Annotated in this window: 8 protein-coding genes and 1 pseudogene; 3 read left to right on the top strand and 6 right to left on the bottom strand. The window is 44.2% G+C overall.

Features of this window, described 5'->3' with window-relative positions; genetic code table 11:
* Positions 1-181 (top strand): hypothetical protein (locus tag DUK53_RS17795; protein WP_236637287.1); only part of this gene is annotated, 181 nt, incomplete at its 5' end.
* 386 nt (positions 182-567) lie between these two features.
* Here DUK53_RS17795 and hemQ read toward each other — a convergent pair.
* From hemQ to DUK53_RS08510, 3 genes and pseudogenes are all read right to left on the bottom strand, one after another.
* Positions 568-1,323, bottom strand: coding sequence for a hydrogen peroxide-dependent heme synthase (gene hemQ / locus DUK53_RS08520; RefSeq protein WP_036132963.1), 756 nt, complete (start codon positions 1,321-1,323; stop codon positions 568-570).
* A 115-nt stretch (positions 1,324-1,438) separates the two neighbouring features.
* Positions 1,439-2,392: a mannose-6-phosphate isomerase, class I gene (manA, locus tag DUK53_RS08515; protein WP_036132925.1), complete on the bottom strand. Its 954-nt coding sequence runs from the start codon at positions 2,390-2,392 to the stop codon at positions 1,439-1,441.
* A gap of 57 nt (positions 2,393-2,449) precedes the next feature.
* Positions 2,450-3,073, bottom strand: a pseudogene (locus DUK53_RS08510) (NADPH-dependent oxidoreductase); the annotation flags it as partial.
* 138 nt (positions 3,074-3,211) lie between these two features.
* Between DUK53_RS08510 and DUK53_RS08505 the strand changes: the two are divergent.
* A complete protein-coding gene (locus tag DUK53_RS08505) occupies positions 3,212-3,436 on the top strand; it encodes a helix-turn-helix domain-containing protein (protein WP_036091121.1) in 225 nt (74 codons plus the stop codon).
* 37 nt (positions 3,437-3,473) lie between these two features.
* On the opposite strand, the gene DUK53_RS08500 is transcribed toward DUK53_RS08505, so the two are convergent.
* From DUK53_RS08500 to DUK53_RS08490, 3 genes are read right to left on the bottom strand one after another with little or no spacing between them, the layout of a single operon-like run.
* Entirely contained in the window at positions 3,474-3,617 is a 144-nt protein-coding gene (locus tag DUK53_RS08500) for a FeoB-associated Cys-rich membrane protein (RefSeq protein WP_059141181.1), read from the bottom strand.
* 16 nt (positions 3,618-3,633) lie between these two features.
* The gene (gene feoB / locus DUK53_RS08495) at positions 3,634-5,622 is read right to left on the bottom strand and encodes a ferrous iron transport protein B (RefSeq protein WP_036132923.1); all 1,989 of its coding nucleotides are present in this window, start codon (positions 5,620-5,622) and stop codon (positions 3,634-3,636) included.
* On the bottom strand, positions 5,619-5,849 hold the full coding sequence (locus tag DUK53_RS08490) for a FeoA family protein (RefSeq protein WP_036091126.1): 231 nt from the start codon (positions 5,847-5,849) through the stop codon (positions 5,619-5,621). Before DUK53_RS08490 ends, feoB begins: the two co-directional genes overlap by 4 nt.
* 181 nt (positions 5,850-6,030) lie before the next feature.
* On the opposite strand from DUK53_RS08490, the gene DUK53_RS08485 reads away from it, so the two are divergent.
* Positions 6,031-6,750, top strand: coding sequence for a pseudouridine synthase (locus tag DUK53_RS08485; protein WP_036132921.1), 720 nt, complete (start codon positions 6,031-6,033; stop codon positions 6,748-6,750).
* Positions 6,751-6,928: the final 178 nt, after the last annotated feature.

The raw sequence follows: 6,928 nt of genomic DNA, 5'->3' as shown, positions 1-6,928 counted from the left end.
GTTTTTTAAATTCGGGTGTGAAGGTGCGCGTCGTTCTTTTTGTCATTGTAAACTTCATCCTTTACTTCTTTATAGTATCTATTATAAAGACCCTTATTTAATTGTCCAATTTAGTATAACCTATCCAAAAAAAGCACACGACGCTTTTCAAGAACCACAACAAAGCTGGATCTGGAAATGATGATACGTCAAAATTCGGAGCGTTCCCGCAATTGTGATGGCTAGGTTAGGAATAACTACTGAATTATTATTAGTCCGCTGTTCAGCTACGAAAATTTCGAGGGTTTGGCTAAATGGAAGGCAGTCTTATTACATTCCACTGTATATTGAGGTTAGATTGGAGGCGTGAAACATGACGCTGCGCATGATTAGGTGTTTTAAAACATGGCGTTTCAATAGTTGAGTTGTGATGGTTCGGGGATAAGAGCCGCTGGTGGATTACATGCTCACTGCGTTCTCATGCATATTGAGGCTCTAATTCAGCAGGGGATGCTTCATAAGAGCCACAACAACAAAACCCACCCCCTCATCACAAGGGGGTGGGCTCTAAATCTTATTTTACCATCATTAAATCCTAAAAAAATTCGGCAACTCGTCTGCTGCAACATAATTCCCAATCAAGAACGAGCCAAACTCTGCAAACCGAGCACTGGACTCATCAAATCGCATCTCTGTGACAATGCGTTTGAAATCAAGCGCATCATCTGCAAACAGCGTCACGCCCCATTCAAAATCATCTAAACCAATCGACCCGCCAATGATTTGCTTAATCTTCCCAGCATACGTACGGCCAATCGCGCCATGGTCACGAATCATCGTTTGGCGTTCTTCCATCGGCAACATATACCAGTTATCGGATAAACTACGTCGTTTTGTCATCGGATAAAAACAAATATGCTTGCGTGCTGGCAACTCTGGATACAAACGCTCACGCACATGCTTATTCTCGTAAGGATCTCCGCCTTTTGCCATATGGTTCGCCAAATAATTGCTAAGTTCCACAACGGAAACATACGAATAGGCTGGCAGTAAGTAATCCGCAATCCGGAGTTTGTTTAATTGATTCTCGACTTCGTTCAAGCCCTCAAGTGTTGGTCTCAGCGTGAAAAATAGCAAATCCGCTTTTTGCCCAACGATGGAATAAATCGTATGCTCGCCTTCCCCCATTTTTTTCGTAATGTCCATATCGCCCAAGAAATTTTGTAATTCATTGAGCATAGCATCGCGCTCAGTGGAGGAAACTTCTCTTAAAGCAGGCCAGTCAATCGTTCTGAAATCATGCAACGAAAACCAACCATCTAATGTTTTAACAGCTTCGTTCATCATAAAGCACTTCCTTCCTATGTATTACTTGAATTGTAACATAAAAACGTAAAATTTGTTGGCAACTTGTTTGTGAAAAAAACCTCCACAAAAGATGTGAAGGCTAGTCAAAAGATTATTTTGCAGGTGTCGAAACGATGCAGCTCACATCACCATCAATGGTCCAGTTTTTACATGTGGACGGTAGAATGAAGTGGTCTGCTTTTTTGATGGGTGTTGCTTCACCGTCGATGGTTAGCGTTGCTTCGCCTGATAGGACGCTGACTAATGTGTAGGGAGCGGTAGCCGTGAAATCTGCTTTTCCGTTGATGTCCCATTTATACACCGCGAAAAATTCACTGTCTACAAACGTGGTTTCTGTTAGAGCACCAGTTGTTTTTGTTGTGATATTTAAAACGGCGTCATGATGAGGAACGGTCGTCACATCGATGGATTTCTCCAAGTGAAGTTCGCGCTTGTTGCCATCTTTGTCAACGCGATCGTAATCGTACACACGATAAGTCGTATCAGAGCTTTGCTGCGTTTCCAGAACGAGCGTCCCGGTACACAGCGCGTGAATCGTACCGCTCGGCACATAGAAAAAATCGCCGGGTTTAATTGCGACTTTACGAAGCAACTCGCTCCATTTGCCGTCACGCGTCCACTCAATCAACTCCTGTTTCGACGTTGCATTATGTCCATAAACAAGCTCGGCGCCTGGCTCGCAATCAATGATATACCAACATTCCGTTTTGCCAAGTTCGCCGTTTTCATGCTCTTTCGCATAAGCATCATTTGGGTGAACTTGCACAGATAAGTCCGTGTTCGCGTCCAAAATCTTCGTCAACAATGGGAATACGGCTTCTTTCGGATTGCCGAATAAAGCAGGTTGTTCCGCCCATAATTCAATCAGCGTTTTTCCAGCAAATTCACCGTTTTTCACTGTAGAAGGGCCGTGCGGATGTGCCGAAATCGACCAATGTTCGCCAGTCGTCTCTGTTGGAATCGTGTAGCCGAAGAAATCACGTAATTTCGTGCCTCCCCATATGCGATCTTGAAAAACCGAATCTAAAAATAAAGCTTTTGTCATTGTATTTGCCTCCTAATTTTTATACATCTTTCATCAAAAAACCTTGTTGTTTCAGCGTTTCTGCGATTGAAGGATAATCGTTTCATCATAATCCGCCATCAAGTCCGCAACGTCTGTTTGATATGTCTCCTCAAAGTATACGGCTTCTTTCGGGAAACGGGGTTTAATCGGCATTTCCACATCAGGATAACCGATGCAAAGCCCGACAACCGGAAAAACGTGTTTTGGCAGTTTTAGAAAATCGATGACTTCTGCCATGTTGCGACGAATACCGCCGATACAAACAACGCCTAAATCAAAGGATTCTGCCGCGATAATCGCATTTTCACATGCAAGTCCAACATCGGTCGCCCCAACGAGTAAAGCGTCCACATTTTGAACCGCGGAATGAGAACCTTGATGTTGTTCACTCGCCAGATGTGTGCGGTAGAAATCAGCGACGAACACGAGAAAAACCGAACTTTCCGCTATGTAAGGTTGGTTGCCGCAGAGCTCCGCTATTTTAGCCTTGCGCTCTGGATTTTGGATGGCAATAATCGAATATTGCTGACCGTTAATCCACGATGGGGCACTTTGAGCAGAACGAATAATGCTGTCTAATTGCGCTTTTGGAATCGTTTTATCCGTTTGATATTTACGGAAAGAACGGTGATTCCGCAGATGGTCTATGATTGGATTCATAGGAAATACCTCCATTTCGATACTGTTAACAGACTAAGTATAGCCTTTTTTAGAATTAGATGAAAGTATTTTTAGGCTAAGAGTTGAAAAAAGCATCCGACTTCCAGTAAAATAACGATAGAAAGCAGGTGAGCGCGCATGGATAAAAAGAAAGCCATCGTCCTACTGGAAAACTATTTTTTTACGACGGAAGAAGCCGCTATGTTTTTAGGAATTTCCAAACAAGCCCTGTCATCACTAGTGAAGCGCGGGAAAATAGAGCGCGTGGAAAAGGGGCAAGTTAGTTTGTTTTTTAGAGATGATTTGGAAGCGCGGAAGAATGAACAAGTGTCGCTTCGGAAAAAATATCGACCGTATACATAACGAAATTCCACATCAAATTAGGTGGACTTTTTTCGTATCAGAATGGTGTTGACTTGTCGCTATCGCAGGATTTTTCCAGATCGCAGCCGCCGCATTTGCCTTGTTTGCTTTTCTTGATGTAGCGAGCGAGCGCATAGATTGTGTAGCCGAATATGAGGCCACCGATTACAATATTTATCATTTTTCACAGCCTCCTTTTATAAGAATAAACGTCCGATTTGATAGACTAAAAGTGTTAGGACATAGGCGGTTACGAGTGGATAAATCACCGCAAAAGCTGTCCATTTGAAGGAAACGATTTCTTTTCGAATTGCTGCAACTGTCGCCAAACAAGGAATGTATAATAGAATGAAAAGCATGAAGCAGTAGGCGGATAGCGGTGTGTAATGCATGCCGACCACGGATGCGAGCGTGCTTTCTTTTGTTGCGTAAATAATCGACATGGTGGAAATTACGACTTCTTTCGCTAAAAAACCGGGAATGAGTGTCGCGCCGGCCTGCCAAGTTCCGAATCCGAGTGGTGCGAGAATTGGAGCGAGCAGACTGCCGAACATGGCGAGAAAACTTTCACCCATTGGGACGTTGAATCCGGTTGGGCCAGTGTAGTTTAACAGCCAGATAATAACGGAGCCTGCGAAAATGAAGGTTCCAGCTTTTCGCAAGAAGCCGCGGCCTTTTTCCCATGTGCTGCGCCACAATGTGCGGAAAGACGGGGCGCGGTAAGGCGGGAGCTCAATCACGAATACCGAATTGTCTTTTTTGAGCAGTGTCACGGACAGAATTTTTGTCACGAGTAGGGCGAGCACGATGCCGATCACGTAAAAGGAAAGTACGACGAGCGCTTGATTTTGGGCGAAAAATACACCGGCAAAAAGCGCGTAAACGGGAAGTCGCGCGGAACAGGACATGAACGGCGTCACGAGAATCGTCAAGGTTCGTTCTTTGGATTCCTCAATGGAGCGCGCGGCCATGATTCCTGGGACGTTACAGCCGAAGCCGATAATCATCGGTATGAACGCCTTGCCATTTAAACCGAAAAACTCCATCACGCGATCCATCACGACCGCAATCCGCGCCATGTAGCCGGAGTCCTCCAATAGTGAAATGAAGAAGAACAGCACCAAAATCTGCGGGATGAAAACAAGGACGCCGCCAACACCCGCGATAATTCCGCTAACAATGAGGTCGATAATGAACTGGGAAGCGCCGATAAACGTCAAGCCAGAAGTCACCCAATCGGATAAAGTACCGCCAAAAAAGCCATCCAGCAAATCGGAAAGGGGCACGCCAATCCACGTAAATGTAACTTGAAAAATGAGATACATCACGAGCAGAAACAACGGAATGCCAAGCCATGGATGCGTAAACGCGCGGTCAAGCTTATCGGAAAGCGGGATATTATGTTTTTTCGTATACTCGACGGTTTCCAAACAAATATCTGCAATAAAAGCTTCGCGAATTTGATAGAAATGCAGTTCTAGCGGCGTTTCCAGCTTTTCTTGCAAGCGACCCCGAATAATGAGGGCATCTGTGAGCAAGTTATGGCGTTTCAAGAAATCAGTCATCGCCTCATTTCCACTGAAAAATTGGACGCTAAACCAGCGCTGTTGTTTTGGTTTTATATGCGGCTCAATGATGTGTTTTAACTCCGAAATCGCTTTGTCCACTGCTTCTCCATATGGCAAAATGAGGCCACGTGCGGGCGCTGGGCTTTTTTCGGTAATAGCCGCAAGAATTTCATCCGTGCCTTTTCCAGTTCTAGCAACGACAGGCAAAATTGGAATATGTAGTTTGCGCGCAATGGCAGGAATTTGAATGCGAATACCGCGATTAGCAGCGACGTCGACCATGTTTAGCCCCATCACGATTGGCGCGCCATGCTCGAGTAGTTGTACGGTGAGCTGTAAATTACGCTCCAATTGCGAGGCGTCCACAATATTTAGAATCGAATCAAAACGCTCCTCAAGCAAAAAACGGGTGACAATGGTTTCGTCACGTGAGAGCGGACTCAAATCATAGATGCCTGGCAAATCAATAATCTTACCAGCTTTTTGGCGCAGCGTCCCGAGTTTTTTCTCCACGGTCACGCCACTCCAATTGCCGACCGTTTCATACGAACCAGTAAGCGCGTTAAAAAGCGAGGTTTTCCCTGTGTTAGGATTTCCAAGTAAACAAACCGTCGTCATCGTATCTCGACCATGATAGCGCACGCATCACAGTTTCTAATACTAATATACTGCCCTTTCGTCTCAAATGTGCAAGGCCCACCAAATAAACCTTTTTGTTTGATACAAACTTCACAACCGATTTTACAACCAAGCGATAAAAGCCGTTTTTCAAGCTTAGGATTTGCGATATTTAGTTGCGTAATCGTAACGTGCTCCCCAATAGCTACTTCATTTAGTTGTTTCATTTTGACTGGTGCCTCCGATCGTATGTATAATGATTATCATTATCAATTGGTTCTATTTTAGCATATAAAATCCACTCTGAAAAGTAAAACCAGAACGAGCGCAATTGTCAGGATTCGAAATAAACGGTAGAATGGGTTATATAGAAGAAATGCAAAATCGGGTATGGAGGCGTTTGAGGGAATGAGATTAGATAAACTGCTTGCGAACAGTGGCTTTGGAAGTAGAACAGAAGTGAAACATCTACTGAAAAATGGCGCGGTTACAGTGAATGATGTGCGCCAAAAAGAAGCGAAATTTCAGGTGGATGTGGTACAAGACTCGGTAGAAGTTTACGGGGAAGCGGTCGTGTACGAAGAATTTACATACTTGATGATGAATAAACCACCGGGCGTTGTCAGTGCGACAGAGGACAATTGGGATCAGACGGTCATTGACTTGTTAGAGGAGCGGGATCGATTGAAAAAACTTTTTCCAGTCGGGCGTTTGGATAAAGATACAGAAGGATTGCTGCTTATTTCGAATAACGGTGTTTTGGCGCATAATTTATTGTCTCCTAAAAAGCATGTGGATAAGACGTACTTTGCGAAAATCGAAGGCGTTGTGACGGAAGCGGATATCGCGATTTTTATGGATGGCGTTACGATTTCGGATAATTACACGTGTAAACCGGCGGAATTAGTTATTTTGCAGGTCGAAAATGGTTTTTCTGATGTGGAAGTGACGATTCAAGAAGGGAAGTTCCACCAAGTGAAGCGGATGTTTGAGGCAGTCGATAAACAGGTCGTGTACTTGAAACGTTTGCGGATGGGGGCGTTGCATTTAGACGAAACGCTTGCACTCGGAGAATACCGCCCGTTAACGCTGGATGAGTTAGCCGCTTTGACGACATTTGAAAAGTAAACTGTACTAGTCGCGGAAATTAGTTGACCGCTACAGTTCGATAAAGCAATTTGAATAACAGTGGGCTACTGTATTGATACAAAGGCTACTCATTTTAAACTGTATCAGTCGGTTTGTATTGCTGTCAAAGTGCTCGGATTCATAGTAGAATAGAGATATCATATTATTATTTAATTGG

The sequence above is a fragment of the Listeria sp. SHR_NRA_18 genome, from assembly GCF_003856515.1.
Classification (GTDB): Bacteria; Bacillota; Bacilli; order Lactobacillales; family Listeriaceae; genus Listeria_A; species Listeria_A newyorkensis.
The sequence above is the reverse complement of the archived record's forward strand: the minus strand, read 5'-3'. Positions and strand labels throughout refer to the sequence as shown.